Source organism: Microcystis sp. M53602_WE12 (genome assembly GCF_030065455.1).
Lineage (GTDB): Bacteria > Cyanobacteriota > Cyanobacteriia > Cyanobacteriales > Microcystaceae > Microcystis > Microcystis aeruginosa.
In genome coordinates this window covers 1-1,409 of the sequence record NZ_JASJFB010000792.1, presented here as the reverse complement: position 1 = coordinate 1,409, position 1,409 = coordinate 1, and the positions used below count along the sequence as shown (strand labels likewise).

At 38.8% G+C, this 1,409-nt stretch carries 1 pseudogene; it reads right to left on the bottom strand.

Annotation, left to right across the window (positions count from 1 at the left end):
- Window positions 1-87 precede the first annotated feature (87 nt).
- Window positions 88-858 (bottom strand): annotated as a pseudogene (locus tag PX482_RS24275) (ISL3 family transposase); the annotation flags it as partial.
- Between the last annotated feature and the right edge of the window lie 551 nt (window positions 859-1,409).

Here is a 1,409-nt window from a genome sequence, read left to right as displayed (position 1 = left end):
TTGCGAATGACTGGGGGAACCCTGGAATTTTCGGCTTAGTTGCCGGCAGCTTGCCGCCAACTCACTCCTCTAGATAAGTATTTTGACTCAGGCATCTTCCTCTTTTGAGACGTTGTGACACTTAGGGTGCGGAATGTGGGAATTAAAGCAAGCAAACAGCTTAAGTCGAAGATGTTCAAAATTGGTAAATCCATAACCCATTCTTTTAATAAGCTTTATTTTGGTATTCATTCCCTCAATTAATCCGTTGGTTGTCTGATTTTCAAAGTAATTACAAATACCAGGCAAATGCTTCTGGATCATGCTGGCACTACTTTGATATAATATCCCGCCTATTCTTATCCATTTTTCCAATTTTCTCTCAGCACCTCTGAACGTTCTACTACTTTGATAAATTTGTCTAATTTCTTCTTTCATTTCCCAGGCTATTCCCAAGCAGGGATGTTCTTTCAGGATAACTTCTAGTTGTTGTTTTTGCTCGTCCTTTAAGTCCTCTTTATTCTTCCATAATAAATGAGGTAATCCCTTTTCATGCACCCCCATTAACTTTCTCAATTTATTAAGCTCGTCATTGATGATAGCCATTACATGAAAACGGTCATAGATGATTTTAGCATTGGGAAATAATTCCTTGATCACTGCTGTAAATCCTGACCACATATCGACGCTCACTTCTTTCACCTTCTCCCGAACTGCCTCTGGCTGTGCTTTTAAGGCTTCCATTAATTCTTCTTGCTTATGTCCTTTAATCACATCTAGTAAAATTTTCTTGTCCAGATCTACGACCGTTGTTATGAAATCTTTATGTCCTTTTAAGTTACTAAATTCATCCAAGCTTATTCGTTCTGGTGCTTCCCACCTGACAGGGGGACAAGCAAGCTGAAAAGCTTATGTAGCATAGAATACAGACACAGACTCCAAAAAAAAATAAGTCATATTTACTAGATATGACCTAGATAACGAAAATGATAAGTGAACTATACCAGAAAGTGTTAGAAAATGAACTGGGACGAGCCAGATATCTACTGTTGTTAATGATAGTTGGAACCTGGCAAATACTAAAGCGACCATTACTGGTAGATTTAAAAGCCTATTTCTCATTAATTTCTCATGATTTCCCTGGAGATATTTTAAGGAAGCAAATAAAGTGGGTGTTAAGTATTGAGTTAATTCTTCTACCATTTGAGGAATTGCCAAGGCGGGGGACTGACATTGAGAGCGTAAGTCCAGATTCCTCTCTTTTTTCGGTCGTTGCTTAGAGTGCGTTTTCCCTGACTCACCTGACAGGGGGACAAGCAAGCTGAAAAGCTTATGTAGCATAAAATACAGACACAGACTCCCAAAAAAGATCAGTCATATTTACCATCTAAGTACAGGACAAAAAGCTTGAAAAGTAGGCGGGAGTGGGG